The 21690-nt window shown below is 42.7% G+C and carries 13 protein-coding genes; 10 read left to right on the top strand and 3 right to left on the bottom strand.

Annotated elements, in window-relative coordinates:
• Positions 1–54: 54 nt before the first annotated feature.
• The 10 genes from NC996_RS13740 to NC996_RS13695 all read left to right on the top strand — a co-directional run bounded on the left by NC996_RS13740 (position 55) and on the right by NC996_RS13695 (position 17231).
• Positions 55–2520 (top strand): CHASE2 domain-containing protein, encoded by a 2466-nt coding sequence (locus tag NC996_RS13740; RefSeq protein ID WP_199303313.1) that lies wholly within the window; start codon positions 55–57, stop codon positions 2518–2520.
• Positions 2513–3274, top strand: a complete 762-nt coding sequence (locus NC996_RS13735) for a DUF928 domain-containing protein (RefSeq protein WP_190689219.1) — start codon at positions 2513–2515, stop codon at positions 3272–3274. Before NC996_RS13740 ends, NC996_RS13735 begins: the two co-directional genes overlap by 8 nt.
• A 116-nt stretch (positions 3275–3390) precedes the next feature.
• Positions 3391–5940, top strand: a complete 2550-nt coding sequence (locus NC996_RS13730) for a CHAT domain-containing tetratricopeptide repeat protein (protein ID WP_348259999.1) — start codon at positions 3391–3393, stop codon at positions 5938–5940.
• Between the two features lie 113 nt (positions 5941–6053).
• Complete coding sequence (locus tag NC996_RS13725) at positions 6054–8243, top strand: caspase family protein (RefSeq protein WP_190689213.1); 2190 nt, start codon at positions 6054–6056, stop codon at positions 8241–8243.
• Positions 8244–8453: 210 nt separating this feature from the next.
• On the top strand, positions 8454–11144 hold the full coding sequence (locus NC996_RS13720) for a tetratricopeptide repeat protein (protein WP_190689210.1): 2691 nt from the start codon (positions 8454–8456) through the stop codon (positions 11142–11144).
• Positions 11145–11408: 264 nt separating this feature from the next.
• A complete protein-coding gene (locus NC996_RS13715) occupies positions 11409–12800 on the top strand; it encodes a serine/threonine-protein kinase (RefSeq protein WP_190689207.1) in 1392 nt (463 codons plus the stop codon).
• 203 nt (positions 12801–13003) lie between these two features.
• A complete protein-coding gene (locus NC996_RS13710; RefSeq protein WP_242037688.1) occupies positions 13004–14314 on the top strand; it encodes a serine/threonine-protein kinase in 1311 nt (436 codons plus the stop codon).
• Between the two features lie 175 nt (positions 14315–14489).
• On the top strand, positions 14490–14720 hold the full coding sequence (locus tag NC996_RS13705; RefSeq protein ID WP_190430751.1) for a hypothetical protein: 231 nt from the start codon (positions 14490–14492) through the stop codon (positions 14718–14720).
• Positions 14721–14854: 134 nt separating this feature from the next.
• Complete coding sequence (locus NC996_RS13700; protein WP_190689204.1) at positions 14855–15625, top strand: hypothetical protein; 771 nt, start codon at positions 14855–14857, stop codon at positions 15623–15625.
• Between the two features lie 145 nt (positions 15626–15770).
• Positions 15771–17231: a serine/threonine-protein kinase gene (locus NC996_RS13695; protein ID WP_190689201.1), complete on the top strand. Its 1461-nt coding sequence runs from the start codon at positions 15771–15773 to the stop codon at positions 17229–17231.
• Positions 17232–17367: 136 nt separating this feature from the next.
• On the opposite strand, the gene NC996_RS13690 is transcribed toward NC996_RS13695, so the two are convergent.
• The 3 genes from NC996_RS13690 to NC996_RS13680 form a co-directional block, all read right to left on the bottom strand.
• Positions 17368–19920, bottom strand: a complete 2553-nt coding sequence (locus tag NC996_RS13690; protein WP_190689198.1) for a sigma 54-interacting transcriptional regulator — start codon at positions 19918–19920, stop codon at positions 17368–17370.
• A gap of 211 nt (positions 19921–20131) precedes the next feature.
• Complete coding sequence (locus NC996_RS13685) at positions 20132–20806, bottom strand: GNAT family N-acetyltransferase (protein WP_190414858.1); 675 nt, start codon at positions 20804–20806, stop codon at positions 20132–20134.
• A 20-nt stretch (positions 20807–20826) separates the two neighbouring features.
• Positions 20827–21651, bottom strand: a complete 825-nt coding sequence (locus NC996_RS13680) for a PD-(D/E)XK nuclease family protein (protein WP_190689195.1) — start codon at positions 21649–21651, stop codon at positions 20827–20829.
• Positions 21652–21690 lie beyond the last annotated feature (39 nt).

Genomic DNA, 21690 nt, shown 5'->3' with positions numbered 1-21690 from the left:
ATCATCAGAGGCAGGACAACTCCGACCTCCGCAAAATCCAAAATCCAAAATTAAATGATGGATAGAATAGTTTTTAAGCTTAGGGTTAAGCAAGTTGGCACTGTTTGCGACTTTGAGTTGTCTTGGGGGAAAGGAAAAATACTCTCTGTAGAGCTGAATTATCCCCTCTCGCTGACCAGGAGTTACGAACAGTGGCAAAGCGCCTATCTCAACTACTATAGGCGGCTGCGAGGGCACAAGGTCATCAGCGGTAAAGGCACTCTCCCAGTTGATCGACATCGCGAACTGGTGAATGCAGAGGTTCAGCTAGGGGAAGAATTTCAACACTGGTTGCTCACTCCTGAATTAGTTAGTATTCGCCGCGAGATTGTCAAGGCGGCTCATAAACCGGAACATCATACGGTTGAGGTGTTCCTGACTTGCACTCCTCTAGAACTGGCGCGATTACCGTGGGAAATTTGGGAAATTGGGACGGATTTGGGTGCTACTCAACAAATACGCATTGCTCGCACTCCCGCCAATATTCTGAATGAACCCGTTCGTCCGATTCGCCGTAAAGCTAGGGTTTTAGCGATTTTAGGGGATGACACTGGCTTGAATTTGGAAGCTGATCGAGAAGCACTGCGATCGCTTGATCGTGTTGCAGATATTCAGTTGATTGGTTGGAAACGGAACCAGGGGAAAGCTGAACTGAATATCCCTAAGAGTATAGAGGCTCGATTTTTTGATGCTGATGCACTGAAAATGGAGATCCAGAAAGCGATCGCATCTGAGCCAGGTTGGGATATCTTATTTTTTGCCGGACACAGTAATGAAACTGTCCTGACGGGTGGAGAATTAGGCATTGCACCACACACCTCAATCTCGATTTGGGAAATTGAAGAGTCACTGAAACAGGCGAAAAAACGGGGACTTCAGTTTGCAATTTTCAACTCGTGTAGTGGCATGAATATTGCCGAATCCTTGATTAACTTGGGATTGAGCCAGGTAGCAGTAATGCGGGAACCGATTCACAATCAGGTAGCACAAGAATTTTTGGTGCAGTTTCTCGCCAGTTTGACTCAATACAAGGATGTTCATTCAGCTTTGCTGGAGGCAAGTTTATTTCTTAAACAACAGGAAAAGCATCTTTCCTACCCTTCTGCTTACCTGGTTCCCTCCCTATTTCGGCATCCAGAAGCCGAGCTGTTTTGCATTAAACCTTTTGGCTTTTTTGACACACTAAACCGCTGGTTGCCAACGAAAAAAGAAGCCTGGTGGCTAGGCGCTATCCTGTTTTTAAGTTTATTGCCACCCGTACAAAACTTATTATTAGAACCGCGCATTTTACTTCAAGCCTTCTATCGCCAAGTCACCTTCCAAGTGCCAGCCAAAGGAAGTTCACCCGTGCGACTTATCCAAATTGATGAGGAATCTTTAAAGGCTGATGCGGATAAAATTAAACAAATTTACCCTATCGATTATCGTTATGTAGCATTACTGTTGAATCGGGTTTCTGAATTAGAAGCTAAAACCGTCGGCATTGATTATATCTTAGATGATAAAAAGCAACCGAATAACAGTTTAAAACTAAAGCAATCTGTACAGAATATTGTTAATAAAAATACTTGGTTGGTATTTGGTTCTGGAGAGGGAGAATCCACTCCTAGGTCAGGGGTAAGCAAGGATATTGCCAACCTCAATTGGAGTTTGGAAGGGGATATCATGTTCTTCCCTTGGTATGTTGAACTTTTGCCAGCAGAACCCAAAAGTTCACAGATGTATCCTTTTGCTTATCTCTTAGCGATAGCGTATGTGTTGAATCAAGAATTACCACTGAATTTACCGCAACCCAATTTGCAGGCTCGAACAAATTTTAATTCCTCAGCGATTAACTATTTAAATCAAATAAGCCAACCCAACCAGAAAATAGCTTTTTTACAAGAAATCCGCCTTCATTCACTTACCCGCTTTTCTCAAAATTTTATTCAAGCGTGGTTCCATCCAATTATTGACTTTTCTATTCCCCCCGAATCTGCCTACGAACGCATTTCTGCCTGTAAGTTACTAGGAGATTGCCTAGGAAAAGGAAAAGTACCAGACACCTTTAAGAATGAAGTGGTGTTGATTACTCCAGGTGGATATAAAGGAGCCGGGTTAGAAGGAGAAAATGAAGATAATTATGCGATTCCTTTAGCTGTCGGTTTCTGGCGCGGTTGGGAGGAGGAAAATTTTCCTGGCGGTGAAGCTCATGCTTATATGCTTCATCATTTATTAACGGGGCGATTGGTGATACCTATCCCCGATTTATGGATGATTTTACTTTCAGGATTGCTGGGGAAAGGCGTAACGCTGATGTTACAGGATAATCTTCATCAACGGCAACGCTGGGTAATAAAGTTAGGAACGGCTACAACCATTTATATCATCGCCTCCTTGCAAATCTATATATCGGCGGCGATGTTATTACCTTGGTTTTTACCAACAGTTTTGTTTTGGAATTATATTCGTTTAGCATTCAGGGAAAAGTCTCATGTCTAACTTAAAAAAACTCCAATCCATTTTGTTAATATCTGCCTTGATTACAACTTCTTCCTCAGTGCCTCTACAAGCGGCAATTAGACAACAACCGCATCCCGTCCTAACAGAAAGCAATGAGACATATCTAGCTTTATCGTGGGGTGATATCTGGAAGAAATTACGTCGTAAAAGGAAAGGAGGGGGCGGGAGAGGAGGAGCGATTTGCGCGATCGCTCCCTCTAAACTGGTAGACGCAGATTCGCTTTATTCAAAGCAAGGGGAAATCCTTGAGATTTGGAGCGATCGCCCTCTGTTCCTCTGGAATATCCCAGGAGGAACGGTAACGCGAATTGAGCTATCTCGTCAGGGGAATAAGGAGGCATTCTGGGAGCGACCAATTAAAGGAGAGACAAGGGCGGTTTATGATGGTGAACCATTGCAACCTGGACAGTCTTATGTATGGAAATTGTCTGCTTCAGAGCCGTACCCAATTGAAACCAGCGTCATGTTTCAAGTGATGGAACCGGAAACACGCGATCGCATTTCAGCCGAATTGATCTCAATAGCACTCGTACAGCAGCTTAAAGACCCATCACCAGAGGCTTTGGCAATGGAGAAAGCCTACTATTTTGCCGAACGCGAACTCTGGTCAGATGCGCTGCGGGAACTCTATTCGGTGCCAAATCCCTCAGCGGAATTAAGGAATGCGATCGCGCTTCTTCAAGCTCATGATTTCTGTGCAGAAGATGAGCCAAACGTTTCTGCATCTCAATAGGCTACGGCTTGGGTTTTTACATAAGTACCCCTTGCCCAAGGATATTATATGTAAGCGGACAATATCTTAAACGCTGCGATCGCACTCCTACAGCTATGGAATTAAAAAGATTTTTCTTGCTTGCGTCTAGCACAGTTCTACTGACTGGGTTGCAGACTTGTTGGCTGAATTTTCCGGTGACATTTAGTGGATCTGCGGTGATGGCGCAGACGGTTGAGGAGAGGAAGGCGCAAGCAGATAAACTTTATCAGCAAGGTAATCAGCAGTATAAGACTAGCCAATTTCAGGAAGCATTACAGTCTTTTCAAGAAGCGCTCTTAATTTATCGGGAACTAAAAGATACCAAAGGCGAAGCATTAACCGTGAACTACATCGGGTTAATTTATCGCAGTCTCAGCCAATATCCAGAAGCCCTGAAATTTTATCGGCAAGGTTTAGAGATTTTCAGAAAACTCGGCGATCGCTGGAACGAAGGAACTGCACTTAACAACATTGGCTCAGTTTATAGAAGCTCAGATCAATATGCTCAAGCACGAGATTTCTTTCAGCAAGCCTTATCTATTCGTCGAAAAGTTCAGGATCGCGAAGGCGAAGGGGTAACTCTTAGTAACCTTGGAACGATTTATCATGGTTTGGGTCAATATTCTCAAGCATTGGAATTATACGAGCAAGCCTTAGTTATTCGTAGAGAAGTTGGTGATTTTCAAGGTGAAGTAGTAACCCTCCTTAGCTTGGGAGTTATCTATTATGATTTAGGTCAATATAATCAAGCACTGGAAACTTATCAGCAAGCTTTGAATGTAAGCAGAAAAATTAATAACAAAAATGGAGAAGCTCTTGTTCTGAATTCAATGGGAACAGTTTATATGAGCCAGGGTGACTATTCCAAAGCATTAAATTTGTATCAGCAAGCTTTAATTATTGCTAGAAAAATTGGCGTGACTGGTCTGGAAGCAGCGCTACTCAACAATATTGCCGAATTTTATAGATATCAAGGTCAATATTCGCAAGCATTAGATTTTTATCAGCAATCTCTAGTTATATATAGGAAAATTGGCAGCTTTGGTGGTGAAGAAACAGCTATTAACAACATGGGTAAAACTTATGATAATCAAGGTGATTATTCCCAAGCGCTGAAACTTTTTCAACAAGCTTTAACTATTTCCAGGAAAATAGAGAATTATCCAGGTGAAGGACGAATTCTGAGAAATATGGGTAGTAACCTCTATCAATCTGGGAAGCTAGCGGAAGCTACAGAAACCCTAACTGCTGGAATTAAGGCTTTAGAGTCTCTACGGTCAGGATTGAGTGATAGCAATAAAGTATCAATTTTTGAAACCCAGGCTAGTATCTACCGTCTACTCCAACAAGTTTTTATTGCCCAAAATAACATTAATGATGCTTTAGAAATTGCTGAACGAGGGCGTGCAAGAGCATTTGTGGAGCTATTGGTAAAGAGATTATCTTCAGAAACTAGAGGTAACGTTACTTCCCCACCACCACCAAATATTGCCCAAATTACACAAATTGCCAAAGCTCAAAATGCGACTCTCGTTCAATATTCAATTATTGATGATGACTTTAAAAGTCAAAATAAATCGCAAGTCAAGCAAACAGACCTTTACATTTGGGTGATTAAACCTACAAGCGAAGTAACCTTCCGCAAAGTTGACCTAAAACCATTGCAGCAAAAAAATACCTCTTTAAAAGACCTTGTTAGCTCTAGCCGTGACTCAATCGGAGTAGACGATCGCAGTATTTTTAAAGCAGAAGTTGTAAATCCAGGTAATCAAGAAAACTCAGCCAAAAGCTTACAGCAACTTCATCAACTATTAATTTCGCCCATCGCCGACCTTCTGCCCACCGACCAAAATCAGCGTGTAATTTTTGTCCCGCAAGGTGAATTATTTGTAGTTCCCTTCGCCGCACTGCAAGATAAAGATGGCAAATACTTAATTGAAAAACATACAATTTTGTCCGCACCTTCAATTCAGGTACTAGAACTAACACGCGCCTCACGGGAAAAGGTGAAGCAAGCATCCGCCAAAGATGCCATCATCATAGGAAATCCCACCATGCCCAGCGTAGCGCCTAAAATTGGAGAAAAGCCGCAACAGCTAGCTTCCTTACCAGGAGCAAAACGAGAAGCCGAAGAGATTGCTCCTTTATTGAACACCAACGCCCTTACTGGCAATGCAGCCACCAAAACTGCTGTTTTATCACGAATATCTCAAGCTAGAATTGTGCATCTGGCAACCCACGGCTTATTTGATGATTTCCAGGGATTGCAAAGCGCGATCGCACTCGCACCCACTAGCAGCGATCGCGGTCTACTCACTGCCGAAGAAATCCTTAATCTGAAACTAAATGCAGATTTAGTTGTCCTGAGTGCTTGCAACACCGGACGCGGGCGCATCACGGGTGATGGGGTAATTGGACTATCCCGCTCTTTGTTTATCGCCGGTACTCCCAGCGTTGTTGTCTCCCTGTGGGCTGTTCCTGATGCTCCCACGGCTGAATTAATGACCGAGTTTTATACTAATCTTTACCAAAAGAAACTTGATAAAGCCCAATCCTTGCGCCAAGCAATGCTCAAGATGATGGAAACACACCGCGATAATCCTAGAGCTTGGGCAGCTTTTACCTTAATTGGTGAAGCTGAGTAGGAGCATCGGTTGAGTAATCAGAATTTACGTGTAGGGAGAAGCATATCCTTTCCAAAGGGTATACTTCGCCCCTACTTAAATATTCCCGAATAGGATACTAGGAGGAATTAGTAATGTCCCGTATTTCTCGCCGTCATTTCTTACAATTCGCTGGCTCAACTATAACTACTTTGGGATTGAGCCAGTTAGATATTATCAACAAAGGAAATCGCTACGCTCAAGTTCTGGCGCAAAATACCTCCCGCAAGCTTGCTCTTTTAGTGGGAATTAATGATTATCCAGCCAACGATCGCTTTCTTAGAAATCTGGAAGGATGCGTTACGGATGTCGCTTTGCAAGAAGAACTCTTGGTTCATCGTTTTGGTTTTAATCCCAGTGATATTGTCAAGTTGACGAGCAATCAAGCTCCCGCTCAACAGCCGACTCGCAACAATATTTTGACAGCGTTTGAAGAACACTTAATTAAACAAGCTAAACCGGGAGATGTGGTTGTTTTCCATTTTTCCGGTCACGGTTCTCGATTGCGCGACCCTAATCCTATCCAAGGTTGTTCTAATCAGGCATTCAATGATGAATTTAATAGCACTTTAGTCGTTGCCGATGAAGGACAAAAAGGTTTAGCACCGGACATCATGGGACGCACATTGTTTTTGTTGATGTCGGCTTTAAACACAGAAAATGTCACAGTCGTACTAGATAGTTGTTACTCTGGTGGTGGTACTCGTGGTAACTTTCGAGTGCGTTCCGTACCTGGTGATAAACTCAATCCCAGCCCTGAAGAAATCGCCTATCAAAAAGGCTGGATGGAACGGCTGCAACTGTCCGAAGCCGAACTCTCTCGTCGTCGCTGTGCAGGTGTTGCAAAAGGGGTTGTTTTTGCCTCTGCTCAACGAGAAGAAGAAGCTTTAGATGCTGAGTTCGATGGCTTTTCTGCTGGTGCGTTTACTTACCTGATGACGCAGTATCTCTGGCAAAAAACCGATACGGTGGGAAGCGCGATCGCTCAAATCACTACTGGCATAAATTCACTTTCTAGTCAAGTTCCTTTAGCAGATGGCGACCCCAAAAAACCAGTTTATTTCATCAACAAACAACTCCCTCCGACTGATGCCGTAATTACCAAAGTAGAAGGCGATAAGGCAACTTTGTGGTTGGGAGGAGTAGACTCTGAAAGTCTAGAAGCTTTCCAACCCGGTGCTACATTCGCAATTGTCGATGACAAAGGGCAAACATCGGGAAAATTGCAATTAATCTCTCCTCGTAGCGGCTTAAGGGGAGAAGCGAAACTGGTAGACAAAGCAACTAATACATCTCTAAAACCAGGGACGCTGCTGCAAGAAGCAAGTCGGGTTGTGCCAGCAGATTTGAAGTTAAGCATTGGTCTCGATCCGTCTTTAGCAGGAGAGACGAACGCGGCTAAACAGGAACTCTCCGCGATTAATCGCATTGCAGCGGTGCCTGCACAATCTGGAAATGTCCCCTATCCGGGAGGGGTGCAGTACATCTTCAGTCGGATGACGGCAGATTATCAGCAAAAACTGCAAAAGCAAGGGGCAAATCTTCCAGCCGTCGGCAGTATTGGTTTATTTACCGAAGGGCTGGAACTGGTGCCGAAATCCTTTGGCGAACCAGGGGAATCGGTAACGGCAGCGGTGGAGCGTCTGGCAGCTAAACTCAAATCTCTGTTAGCAGTTCGGATTATTAAAAAGACTTTGAATGCCGATTCTTCGCAGCTTTCTGTAGAAGTTTCGATGAACTTGGTAGAACAACCCAATCAAACCCTTGCTAGAACTTCCAGTCGAGGTAGAAACACTCGTCAGGAGTTGGAACAAACTTATGCTAATAAGTTACCAGTGAATAAACTATTTCAGTTTCGAGTTACCAATCACGAGTCTAGCGACCTCTATCTGACAACTCTACTGATTGACTCGACTGGGGGATTAGTGGTGGTGTTTCCCTATCAGTGGCCTGCGTCAAATGAGACGATGAAATTACGACCCAATCAAACGCAACTAATTGGCGACCCGCAACAGATGAAATTGAGAGCGATCGCAACCGGAACAGGAGAAGCGCTAGTAATTGTCAGCCGTTCACCCTTAGAAAGAGCTGTCAAGACATTAGCATCTCTAGCCGCTGAACTAAATCAAGATAGAGGAGCGTTGGAGTTAAAAGAGCCAGTTGAGGTGATGGGGGATTTACTTGATGATTTGAGTGGTGAGCGTGGTGGAATCGCTGTAGAAGCCATACCCATGAACACTTCAGAGATGGCTACTTTATCAATCGCCTTTCAGGTAAGCGATTAGAGACTCACGGATTTAGAAGGAAAGAAAAAAGCATCTGAAACCGCTGTTGAGCAATTTCATCCTCAACTGAGGCAAGGAAATTGTCAAAATATTTACGAACAGCGCACTCTTCGGAATCTTTGGGAAGAAGTTGAGTGAATTTTTACATAACCTCCCAAGATGGGAGATATATATAAGCAGTTCGCTAACCCACTGCTAGAGAATTCTGCTATGAATTATAATCTGCGTCGCCTTAGCGTTGTTACTGCAACCTTGCTCATCTCGTTGAGTTGTCCGTTACAAGTGGTAGGGCTTACTTGGGGAAGCAATACGGTTTTGGCGCAGGCGCAGACAGGAGATGAACGAAATGACGAAGCATTACGGTTGAGCGAATTAGGTTTTCAGCAATTCAATAAAGGTCAGTTTCGAGAAGCATTGAATACGTTTCAAACTGTTTTAGTTATTACCAAAGCAATTGGCAACAAGGCGATGGAAGGTAATACGCTCAACAATATTGGAGAAGCTTACCGCAACTTGGGACAGTACCCTCAAGCTTTGGAGAATTATCAACAAGCCTTAGTCATTGCCAAACAAATTGGTAACAAGGCAGGAGAAGGTACTACGCTCAACAATATTGGGTTAGTTTACAACAACCTGGGACAGTACCCAAAAGACTTGGAGAATTATCAACAAGCCTTAGCCATTGCCAAACAAATTGGTGACAAGGCAATGGAAGGTACTACGCTTAACAATATTGGGACAGTTTACAACAACCTGGGACAATACCCTCAAGCTTTGGAGAATTATCAACAAGCCTTAGCCATTGCCAAACAAATTGGTGACAAGGCAACAGAAGGTACTACGCTCAACAATATTGGAGAAGCTTACCGCAATCTGGGACAATACCCTCAAGCTTTGGAGTATTATCAACAAGCTTTAGCTATCCACAAACAAATTGGTGACAAGGCAGCAGAAGGTACTACGCTCAACAATATTGGGTTAGTTTACAACAACCTGGGACAATACCCTCAAGCTTTAAAGAATTATCAACAAGCCTTAGCTATTCACAAACAAATTGGCAACAAGGTGATGGAAGGTAATACGCTCATCAATATTGGAGAAGCTTACCGCAATCTGGGACAGTACCCTCAAGCTTTGGAGAATTATCAACAAGCCTTAGCCATTGCCAAACAAATTGGTTACAAGGCAGCAGAAGGTACTGCGCTCACTGGTCTTGGGTTAGTTTACAACAACCTGGGACAATACCCTCAAGCTTTGGAGAATTATCAACAAGCCTTAGCTATTCACAAACAAATTGGCAACAAGGTGATGGAAGGTAATACACTCCATAATATTGGGTTAGTTTACAACGACCTGGGACAATACCATCAAGCTTTAGAGAATTATCAACAAGCCTTAGCCATTGATAAAAAAATTGGTAACAAGGCAGGAGAAGGTGCTACACTCACCAATATTGGATTTGTTTACAATACTCTTGGTCAATATTCTCAAGCCGAAACCACGTTAATTGCAGCAATTGAAGCTTGGGAATCTCTACGACCGCGAAACTTAAAAGATGACCAGAAAATCTCTATTTTTGAACAGCAATCTAATTCATACCGCTTTCTGCAACAAGCTTTAGTTGCTCAGAATAAATTTGACAAAGCACTCTTAATTGCTGAACGTAGTCGCGGCCGTGCTTTAGTAAATTTATTAGATTCCAAGCTATCACAAAACCCCAGCAATCAACCCAATATCACACCCCCAACCCTTCAAGAAATTAAGCAAATTGCCCAAAAACAAAACGCCACACTTGTTCAATATTCAATTCTTTATGACCCGTTTAAATTTCAAGGAAAAGAAGAATGGCAGCAATCAAAAATCTACATCTGGGTCATCAAATCCACAGGTAAGATTGCCTTTAAACAAGTCGATCTAAAAAAAACATCGAATAAATCCTTACAAGACCTCGTTACCACCAGCCGTGATGATATTGGTGTCAGAAGCCGCAGTATCTTTGAAGTAACTCCCACAAATCCTCAACCCGAAAACCCAACCGAAAAATTACAGCAACTCCATAAAATCCTCATCGCACCCATTGCAGACTTGCTACCAAAAGACTCCAATGAGCGAGTCATCTTTATCCCGCAAGAATTCCTATTTCTCGTTCCCTTTCCCGCGCTGCAAGACGAGCAAAGCAAATACTTAATCGAAAAACATACCATCCTCACCGCTCCTGCAATCCAAGTTTTGGACTTAACCCGTAAGCAGAAGCAGAACAGTCAAAGATTAGCTAAGGATGTGCTGGTTGTCGGCAATCCTACCATGCCTAAAATTAAAATTGGGAAATTGGAGGCAAGCTTAGAGCCTCTGCCTGGTGCAGAAAAAGAAGCAATTCAAATTGCTAAATTATTCAATACCAAAGCACTTACAGGTAGCAATGCCACCAAAACGGCGGTAATGCAGAAAATGCAGAAAGCTCGTATCATCCATCTGGCTACCCACGGCTTACTTCATGATTTTAAAGGATTCGGTGTACCGGGAGCGATCGCGCTTGCTCCTTCTGGTAAACCTGACGACGTAGTTGATGGCTTACTTACCGCAGGCGAAATCTTTGATATGAAACTAAGCGCCGATTTAGTGGTTCTCAGCGCTTGCGATACGGGGCGCGGAGACATTACAGGTGATGGTGTGGTTGGCTTATCTCGCTCTTTAATTTCTGCGGGAGTTCCCAGCGTCATGGTCTCGCTGTGGGCAGTTAATGATAATTCTACAGCCTTTTTGATGACAGAATTCTATCGCAATTTACAACAAAATCCTGACAAAGCTGTTGCACTACGTCAAGCAATGCTGACAGCAATGAAACAATATCCCAATCCTAAACAATGGGCGGCTTTCACCCTTATCGGAGAGTCCGAGTAACAGTGCAAAACATTCGACTTTAGACAAATCTGTGCAATATCCAAACTAAGAAAGTCTTAATTATTATCCAGTAGCTGAAACTCTCTGCCCTCTTTTGCATAACTTCTCCTCGCTGGGATATATATACAAGCAGTTTGTTAACCTTTAGGAAACATTGTCTATAAATTGTCATTCGTGCCTAACAAAGGTGACTCAAAGGGCATAAGGGTAGTAGCAACGTCAAATACGTAACCAATAACAAAAGATAAAATATTAGGTGAGCAAATGGATAGTCAAATCTTAGGAGCGCACTACCAAATCCACCAGGAATTAGGAAAAAAAGCTGGTCGAAGGACAATTTTGTGTAGCGAACAAGCGACTGGAGAATTAGTGGTTGTCAAGTTACTGACTTTTAACAGTGATTTTGAGTGGGATGATCTCAAACTGTTTGAGCGGGAAGCAGAAGCTTTAAAAAACTTGTCACATCCAGCTATTCCTCGTTACTTAGACTATTTTGAGATAAACGCTTCCGAGCTAAAAGGATTTGCTCTCGTTCAAAGTTATATTCCTGCACAATCTTTGTCACATCATGTCAAAGGAGGTCGAATTTTTACTGAGATAGAAGTTAAAGAAATCGCTAACGCTATCTTAAAAATTTTGATGTACCTACATCGTCAAAATCCGTCATTGATTCACCGAGATATTAAACCCAGTAATATTTTATTGGGCGATAGGTCTGGTAATAGTGTTGGCATTTATCTGGTAGATTTTGGATCGGTGCAAACTGTCGCCGCCCAAGAAGGCGCAACTCGCACAGTAGTGGGAACTTATGGATATATGCCTCCAGAGCAATTTGGTGGACGTACAGTTCCCGCTTCAGATTTATACAGTTTAGGTGCAACGTTAATTTATTTATTAACAGGTGTCCATCCTACAGATTTACCACAGAGAGATTTTCGCATTCAATTCGAGCAAAAAACGAATCTTAGTCTGACTTTTAGTGACTGGTTGCGGCGGATGTGCGAGCCAAACTTAGAAAATCGTTTTAATTCAGCATACCAAGCTCTACAAGCTTTGAATCAAAATCCCAATCTTGTAGCTATCAATCGACCACTTATCAGGAGAATTCAACTTAGAAAAAGTAGCAAATTTCTAGAAATTTTCATGCCGCCAGAACACTTAGATTTTTTTGAGGTTTTGGGAACGTTTATTTTTATTTCATTTGCTATAGGAATTGGAACCCTGTTCTTGTACGCTTTGTTTGCTGAATTCAATATGACTTATCTGCTACCTATAATATTTTTATTAGTGTACTTATATTTCCTTTCATCGTACTTTATTAGTAAAACACTTTATATAAACCAGGAAAAAGTTATTTTTACTAAAGAGTTGTTTGGATTTTTGAAATTTTATTTAGCTCCAGAATCACCGCGAGAGGAAATTGTCAAATTGGTTTATTTCTCCGAATACGTTGACCAACGTGAAAATTCTCACGGTAATAGATATTCAGTAACTGTGGGCGCACAATTAGAAATTTGGGCTGGGATTTATAAATATAAGTTTCCTGGTGCTAGCATAAATTTACCCAAAGAAGAAGTGCAATGGCTGGCAAAAGAATTAAGCACTTGGTTAGATTTGCCGATTTTATATGCAGGTAAGCAAGTTTTAAAAAATTAAATTAGGGCAGAGCAGCCATTCAATAAAATTAAATAATTACTAGAAATATCGCTAAGCAAATATTCTGTTTGTTCCAATCAAAATCAGAAAATCTTAAGGAGTAATATTGCTTATGCTAGTGAATAAGATATTAGATGATCGCTATCAAATTCAGCAGGAGTTAAGCAAAAAAAAACGGACGAAAAACCATCCTAGCGCATGATTTGCATACGTCAGAATTAGTAGTTATTAAATTACTATCATTAAGTAGTGATTTTGAATGGGGTGACCTTAAATTATTTGAGCGAGAAGCGGAAACTTTAAAAAAACTCAACCATCCCTCGATTCCTCGTTATTTAAATTACTTCGATGTAAATTTACAAAACCTAAAAGGATTTGCTCTAGTACAAACCTATATTTCTGCAAAAACTCTAGAGCAATATTTACAAGCAGGTCGAACTTTCACTGAAGAAGAAGTAAAAGAAATAGCTCTATCTATTTTAGAAATTTTGATTTACTTGCACGAACAAAACCCACCTGTCATTCATCGCGATATCAAGCCAAGTAATATTTTATTAACCGATAGGTCTGGTAATAGTGTTGGTAACGTTTATTTAGTCGATTTTGGCTCTGTGCAAACTATTTCTGACAGCAAAGGTGGAACAATGACTATAGTAGGAACCTATGGCTATATGCCACCCGAACAATTTGGCGGACGCACTGTTGCTAGTTCTGATCTTTATGGTTTAGGTGCTACTTTAATTTATTTAGTAACTGGAACCCATCCCGCAGATTTACCACAAAAGGATTTTCGCGTTCAATTTAGGCAAAAAGCTAATCTTACTCCAAGCTTTACCAACTGGTTGCAGCAGATGACGGAACCAAGGTTGGAAGAGCGTCTGGATTCTGCAAAGCTAGCGCTACAATCGCTTAATGAACCACGGTTAAATCTCATTTGTAAGTGTGTTAAAAAGCCATTCGGAAGTAAAATCAAATTAACCAAAAACATACATAGCATAGAAATTTTTATTCCTCCATCTGGCTTTTTTGACTTAATCAAAGCTGGGGCTAGTATGTTTTTTCTTACTCCAATTATTTGGGGTTTAACCTGGTTTTTAACTTTTCAGTTTTTTTCTCTTGGTTTGGTAACTATATTGTTCCTACTCTTCTTCTGGCTACCATTAATGTTTCTAAGTTTATGGATATTAATTTTTTGGGTATGTTTCCCATATTCACTTATCGACTCTTTATTGGGTAAACGACGATTGCGTATAGAATCAGAGCTGATTTACTTCACCCATGAGTTGTTAGGATTTGAGTTTGAGTCTTTTCTCGCAATCAAAAATATTACTAAATTAATTTATAATCCAGGCGAATTTATTAATAAAGACAGAGAGCAATATCCAGATACTTTAGAAATTTGGGGTGAAAACCAAAAAATAGAAATTAGTAGCAGTATCAAATCAAATGTAGAAAAAGAATGGATAGCCCATGAATTAAGTGAGTGGTTAAATGTACCAATTACACAAACTTAGCTGAGTTTTCGAGTTGAAGAAATTTCAAATATACAACGGTTATTAAACTTAAATAAATACTGCAAAGCTTTTCTAATTTACTATAGGACAAGGTATATATAAAATTAATCCATATAAATTAAAACAGCAGCTACCGGAACAATAGAAAGGCCAGTAATTCCTCTGAATTAACTAGTTGCATAACCTGCTACGCCAGATAGGAGTAGTAATTCCCCATGCTAGGAGAAGAATAGATATTTTGCGATCGCCTAATTGCGATCGCAACCCTTGGGGTTCTGCGCGAGCATTCCGGGGAACGGGAACGCCTTCGGAGTCAGCTTCACGCTACTTCCAGGGAAACGCCTGCAAGAAATCTGAACGACAAACAGTGTTGGCTATTCCAGCGAGTTCTTCATCTATTGCATAAGTGCTGATGATCCAAAGATATATATTCTGCGAGCGCACAGCCTTGTATATAAAACTCGCATTGCTGTGTGTTCAACGGAGAAGCATCAACTCATCGTTTATTGGGTGTTGAAAGGTAGAACCAAGGAGCCAACGATGCAGAAAAATAAGTTGCAAATTCTGCACTGCAATTGCGGAATGCTTTATGTCAGTAAAGGTCGAGCTTTAGGAAACAAAATGACTTGTTCTAAATGCGGTCGAACTCCTCAGATAGAACAACTCAAATTAGCATCATTTTCTTCAAAAACTATCCACAGTCGCTCTACTCTTCTGAGGAATTACAACCAGTTTTCAGCAATTTTTTTGACCAGACGCATTGTTTTAGCAGCAGTATCTATTGCCAGCTTATTAGGTATGATGATTTATCTCCCTAGAACGCAACCTCCAGGAACGCAGCTATCTACCGTACCAGTCTCCTTAAAGTCTGCACGGAAACCAAGCCCAAACCGTCCTCCTGTTTCTCTTCCAAACGGCACTGATATTATCCCACCTCAAGATTTGCAGGGATTTGGGAAGCTAAAAATTATTAATGGAACGACCCGCGATGCGGCTGTAAAACTTGTAGATAGCGTCTCTGGGAAGACGCGCCGTTTTGTGTACGTTCAGGCTAATCGAGAAACGAACATTGTAAATATTAGCCCTTGTAACTGTCGCTTAAAGTTCAGTATGGGAATAGATTGGGAGCAAAAAAAACAAAAGTTTTTGCAGAACCCTTCGTTCTCGGAATTCAGCAAACCCTTAGATTTTAAGGAAATTAAAAGAGAGGCGGGAGTAGAGTGGATGGAGTATCGGGCGACACTACATCCTGTACCTCACGGAAGCGCCCGAACAAGGCAAATTGATGAAAGGGATTTTGAAGAGAAATAGGTTGGTAAACAACCGTAAATTCGGCGCAATTCTCCTTAGAGACAACAGAAATGTTAAAAATGAAACCCTTGTTGAATCCTCATCATTTGGAATTCACATAGCCTTGCTGCAAAACTTGATTACCACACAGGAGCAATAATTTCCCATGCTAGGAGAAGAACAGATACTGCGCGATCGCTATCACATTCAATGCCAATTGGGACACAATTCTGGACGGCGTACCTTATTAGCGCAGGATTTACAAACCCAGGAACTTGTTGTGCTTAAGATTCTCACTTTTAACAGTGACTTCCGTTGGGAGGATTTAAAACTGTTTGAACGAGAAGCAGAAACCCTCAAATCTCTATCGCATCCGGCAATTCCCCGCTATCTTGATTCCTTTGAATTGCACTTACCCGATCGTCAGGGATTTGTACTCGTGCAAACTTATATTCCTGCAACGTCCTTGCAGGAATGGATTAAGCGCGGACGGACATTTAGCGAAGAAGAGGTAACACAAATCGCGAAAGCATTACTGAATGTATTGAGCTACTTGCACTCTGGCAACCCTCCGGTGATTCATCGGGATATTAAGCCAAGCAATATTTTATTAACTAGCGATCGCTCTGCTCATCAGGTTGGAGATATCTACTTGGTTGATTTTGGTTCGGTGCAAACGGCTGTCCGAGAAATCGGGACGATGACGATTGTCGGAACCTATGGTTATATGCCACCCGAACAATTTAGCGGACGTGCTTTTCCAGCCTCCGATCTCTATAGTTTAGGCGCAACATTAATCTACTTGGTGACAGGGAGACACCCCGCGGATTTGTTACAAGAAGATTTGCTTCTTCAGTTTGAACCCGTGCCGCATCTAGTTCCCAGCTTTGTGCAATGGCTCAAGCAAATGACCCATCCCAACCGCAAGCAGCGATTTAGTTCAGCTCAAGCAGCTCTCGCGACATTAGAGCAGCCTTCTCTTCTGCAACTCCCATCTGTTGCATCAGCGACATCAACTCCTCTAATACTGCAAAAACCTCATGACAGTAAAATTTCACTTCTCAAGAATGCAGAAGCTCTAGAGATATCTCTACCTCCAGAAACTACTAATGCAGGAGCGGGTTGTTCAATTTCCTTTATCTTCTGTTATACGATTTTTTCGTGGATGGCGTTAATTGGCTCTTTGTTTAGTGGTAATGGGCTACTAATCTTGTTCAGCTTATTTCTTTTAGGAGTAGGTCTTTCTAGCCTGTGGCAAGCTTTTTACATCAGCAGGGTAAACACGCACATTTATATCGATCGCAAGTCAATCAAGGTAACTCAAATAGCGTGGAAAATACGGCGGCTGGTTTTTCAGGCAAGTCGCAGTAACCTCTATAAATTGACTTACCTGAAGCGCCTCTATCGTCGCGATACTGAAGCGGGCATTATGGAGGTACCGCCAGAGCTAAAAATTTGGGCTACAGATGGAGTCAATTACACAGACGCCAGCTCTAGCTATCGCATCGGGCAATCGCTGAGTACGGACAGCGAAAACCGCTTCTATGGCTATCTGACAACACAAGAACTTGATTGGTTAGCACAAGAATTAAGTAATTGGTTGGAGTTACCGATTACAAGAGAATAGGGTTAAAAGTTTTTGAAAATACTGCAAGTTACATAGTTTGTGGCAACTTTCGTATATAAGAATCCTAAATGATTCGTCAAAATAAGATCCCCGACTTCTCTAAGAAGTCGGGGATAAGAGTGATTTACTGCGCCGACTATCTCACAATAATTGCCCAGAGACTAACAAATAGAGCGATCGCGCCCAGATGTTGAGGCAACAGCGCTCGGAAAGATTGACGAGCGATTTTTTGGGTTAATAGCATCGTCAACAGGAGTGAGAAAATTAGCGTTGTACCTTGCAAAAACTCGATCACAGCCGGGTGTGCGACCAACACAGGCAACCCTTCACCGCTAAGACCGAAAGTTGCCATTGTTAGCGGCAAAATGCGTCCCGCTTCCCCTAAACCCAGCCGCCAATAGTGAGCTAAATTTGCCCCCAGCACCAGCGGCAAATATCCATAAGCCAACTCTATAAACGAGCGAGGCTTTACGGAACCCTTCAAAAGTTTGATGGCGCTATAAGCTAAAAACGGCACAGTCGCAGGGACGATTAAAGCTACCAAGGAAAATCCGAAATGTTGCCAAAACTGGGTTAAATCCAGATGCAATCCCAAAGTTGATTGCAATTCCGGCAATCGATGGAGATAGACGCCTCCTAATAGCAACATTAACAGTGCCACTTCAGAGCCTTGGGGGATATGAGTTGTCCACAATTCAATTCCTGGCGGACGCAAATTTAACTCGACCGAACGGTGGGGACAAGCTTTAAGACAGGTCATACACAAAACGCAGTCTTTGTTATCTTCCAACTGAGCTGGGTGAGAGTACAACGGACATCCGCCGGTTTCTAAGCCTTCCCCTTTTTGAGGGCCACCTTTGTAGCATTGATAGGTGGTGCATTCTGCCGAACAAGTTCCCTGTTGCGCTCTGAGTTCAGTCATTGACAGCTTGGCAAAAAGCCCATTCATCCCGCCAATTGGACATAGATACCGACACCAAAACCGCCGCTCAAAAATTGCGGAGAAAATCATCGCCCCAGCGGTAATTAATAACAGCAAACAAGCGGATAGGTAGGCAGTATCTTCTAAATGCCAGAGTTCTTCCCACAGGTAAATGAGGACAAATAGCCCGAACAAAAACCATCCGCCCCACTTCTCGGCAGATTGTCGGGGCCAACGCTTCAGCGATCGCCCTGGAAAAAGCCACTGAGAAAGCTTTTGGGTGACTTCCCCATAAATCATGAAGGGACAAACAGCGCACCACAGGCGTCCGACAAAGGGAAAACCGATCAATATCAAAGGCCACCACCACGCCCAAAATAGGTTTAGAGCTACATTTTCGGAGCGATGCTGGGGACCCAAAAATAATAGGGCGACGACAAGCGCAAAAGCACCCAAAGTAAAGCCGTAGTTAATCCGGTCGGGCCACCAGGAACTGCGGAGAAATCGCCGCAAGTCGGGATAAGCATTTAAAAGATTGACGCGAAATCGCTTTTTATGGGTTTCGACTGACCAGAATACTTCTTCGGTGAGCAGATTCGCACCGGCACATTGAACGAGTGCCCGTTCTACCAGACTTTGTAATTCTTTCAGGTTGCCGGGGAAATCATAGGCTTGTAAGCGGCGTATAGCTTCTGGAGCGACTTTGGGTTTGCGAGTGCCTTTGGCTCGACAGAACAGGCGAATGTAGTATTCTACCTGGTCTTCAATATCCGCTTTTCGCACCCGCAGCGGCGGCACTTTAATTAAATGACCGACTTGACGCTCAATTGTCGGTAGGTGTTTTTCCGCAATCATCATAATGCGGGCTTGACACGAGCGGCTTGGGGCTGGGGAGTCTTCCGAACGGCTGAGGGGAGTGTAGGTATTGGTTTCTAATAATTGAGCCAGCTTCGGCGTTAACTCTGGGGGAAGTTCTTGGATGTTGTTGAGGACTAAAGTGCCTGTCCCCAGGGATTCAATTAGCCCTGGTTTGCCACTAGCACGACCAAATAGTTCTGCACCACTTGCTTGCAGCGTACTACAGTCTACTTTAACGATCGGTTCGCGCCGATAGGAAGAACCAAAGTGAACCAAAGCAGCAGTATTGTCTTTTTCTAGTCCCGGTTCCCCAAAAATCAAGACTGGACGCCTTGACTCAGCCGCCTCTTTGATTTGCTGGCGCAGCCGGACTGCATAGCGGCTTTTTCCCACCACCCCGCGTCTTGCCTTTGCTACCAGATAAGGGCGCAAGGCGGTTTGACGCTCTTGTTCGTAGTTCAGTTGAGACGATAGTTGAGCGAGTTCTTGAGCCAACCGCTGGGAGAACGCTTGGGTAATTTCGGGATATTGGGCGACTATTTGCCGAAATTGCTCTGCGGGAATAAACCACAGCGTGCATTCGCTGAGTGTCTTGATAGTTCTTTGAGCCTGCTGGTCTAACAGTAGCTCTTGTAAGTGAATGGTGGCTCCAGGAAGAAAACTAATCACCCAGGCTAAACCTGTTTGGTTGGTGCGTTCGCGTAGCGTCTCTGAAAGAGAATCGCCTTCTAGTTGCCCTTGTTTGAGAATATAGAGTCCTTCGGGGGGCGTTTCCTCCGCCACTAAAGTCGTTTGCGCTGGTACGACTTTTTCTTCCAGAAGTTGCGCGATCGCTTCTAACACTTCTGCCGATAGTACACCCAGCGCTGTTCTCTCTTGTAGCCATGTCACCGTATCTTTTGATGTCATGGTTGCCTTAAAAATAAATTTCGCTTTACATTTTAGCCATTTTTTATAAAAAATATTAATTAATTAAGTTGATTGCCAAGATTAAAACAACTGAGATGAGCGAGCTTGTCAATCTGTGGGTTCCCCTAGCCTTATTGGGTTTGATAGTCTTAGCGGCGATTTTCTTTAGCCGCAGCAGTAGTTAAGGAAAATTGTTATCAAAAAGAAAAGGTTAACTTTCGGGATCGGAGAAATTCGGCGGTTCGACAGGGGTTGATGGAGTGTCAGTCACCATAACTTTTGTCGCTGCTTCGCTAGCAATTCCTTGGGTTTGAGTGGAAGGACGGCGGCGCGATCGTTTATAAGCAGCCCTCTCAGCTTTTTCGCGCTCGTAGGCAATCAGCCTGCCATAATACTCGTGCTTGCTCAAATTCATCGACAAGAAAATGTGCTGGCGAGTATTGCCAAAACCTTTGCGGCTAAAAAACTTCACGGCTGGGACATTTGCGGGATCGGTATCCACCAGCATGAACCGCACCCCATCTTCAATCATCCGTTCTACCAGCTTATCAACGAGCTTGTCCCCGACGCCTCGACGCTGAAAATTCGGATTCACACCCAGCCAAATAATGTATCCATAAGTCCAGGATGCTTTGCTAATCACGGTTCCCAAAATGAACCCTGCCAGTTGTTCGTCGATTTCAGCAACCAGACAGTATTCCGGATCGGTATTGTAAAGTCCAATCACCTCCCATTCATCCCAGGTGCGATATAAATAAGGGTACAAATTGCTTGTAAATACAGCTTCTCCCAAGTGGTAAACTGGGGCAAGATCGTCAATTTCAAGGTCGCGGATATAGATGGAAGAGTAGTTAGATGCAGGCTCGTTTTTATCAGGATTTGTCATAAATTTTGATTTTTTATTTTTTACAGGGAAACTTCCTGAATATTCGCTAAATTGGGTAGCCAATCTTGATGAGAGAAATTTTCTTCACTGGTAAGATGCGAAGTATTTGAAAAATTGCGATCGCGCTGACACCGAATCGCAAAGTTACAGTCAGGGCAACGATTAGCGGTTTCTGGAACTTGAGGAAAATCTTCTCCTTGCTGATAACGTTGCAAATAATCGGTTAGCTGCGTCAACAGTTCTGTTAAATCCCTTTTCGTTTGCTCGTGTTGAGCGGCATTATAAGTAAATTTGAGGCTTTCTGGTTGAGGCTGAGACTGGACAAACCAGTAAGTCATAGAAATCTGTTCTGGCAGATAATCGCTAGTTTCTGCCAAAATATAAAGATACAAGCGAGTCTGCCAATCTTTTTCTAACCAACGCCGATTTTTTGGTTGAGGATAAGTTTTCCAATCCAAAATTTCAGCAGATTGCGTGTCTTCAATGAACAAATCATAGATGACTGTCAATAAATATCCCTGAAAATTCAGCGTGCGACAATGTTCGCTTTGGCGGAAGGTTTTCGGGTTAGATATCAAGATTTCTGGCGCTGCATCCACCAATGCCGTCACCCAACGATGTAATTGGGCGTCCTCTTGCACCAAAGATTCTACCGGCAATCCCAGTTCTCGCTGCTGCATCAATAAGTGAAAGCGACTGCCCCAATTTTGCCGTTCTAGTTGTTCTGGATTGGTGGGTGAACTCAGTTTATCTAAGTAGATTTGTTGAAACTTTCGAGGACAAGTTTGTAGTAGATTTAATTGTCCTTGGGACAAGCGGAATAAAACTTCTTGCGTAGATTCCATCTGATTAATTGCTAACGGCTAATGATTTTTAGATAACTG

Source organism: Trichocoleus sp. ST-U2, from assembly GCF_039961875.1.
In the GTDB taxonomy this organism is placed as follows: Bacteria; Cyanobacteriota; Cyanobacteriia; order Cyanobacteriales; family FACHB-T130; genus FACHB-T130.
This window is presented reverse-complemented; position numbering and strand designations above follow the sequence as displayed.

What these genes read in the sequence shown, in the direction of transcription:
- NC996_RS13740 (WP_199303313.1), top strand. Translation starts at nt 55, where the DNA reads ATGATGGATAGAATAGTTTTTAAGCTTAGGGTTAAGCAAGTTGGCACT.
- NC996_RS13735 (WP_190689219.1), top strand. Translation starts at nt 2,513, where the DNA reads ATGTCTAACTTAAAAAAACTCCAATCCATTTTGTTAATATCTGCCTTG.
- NC996_RS13725 (WP_190689213.1), top strand. Translation starts at nt 6,054, where the DNA reads ATGTCCCGTATTTCTCGCCGTCATTTCTTACAATTCGCTGGCTCAACT.
- NC996_RS13720 (WP_190689210.1), top strand. Translation starts at nt 8,454, where the DNA reads ATGAATTATAATCTGCGTCGCCTTAGCGTTGTTACTGCAACCTTGCTC.
- NC996_RS13715 (WP_190689207.1), top strand. Translation starts at nt 11,409, where the DNA reads ATGGATAGTCAAATCTTAGGAGCGCACTACCAAATCCACCAGGAATTA.
- NC996_RS13700 (WP_190689204.1), top strand. Translation starts at nt 14,855, where the DNA reads ATGCAGAAAAATAAGTTGCAAATTCTGCACTGCAATTGCGGAATGCTT.
- NC996_RS13695 (WP_190689201.1), top strand. Translation starts at nt 15,771, where the DNA reads ATGCTAGGAGAAGAACAGATACTGCGCGATCGCTATCACATTCAATGC.
- NC996_RS13690 (WP_190689198.1), bottom strand. Translation starts at nt 19,920, where the DNA reads ATGACATCAAAAGATACGGTGACATGGCTACAAGAGAGAACAGCGCTG.
- NC996_RS13685 (WP_190414858.1), bottom strand. Translation starts at nt 20,806, where the DNA reads ATGACAAATCCTGATAAAAACGAGCCTGCATCTAACTACTCTTCCATC.
- NC996_RS13680 (WP_190689195.1), bottom strand. Translation starts at nt 21,651, where the DNA reads ATGGAATCTACGCAAGAAGTTTTATTCCGCTTGTCCCAAGGACAATTA.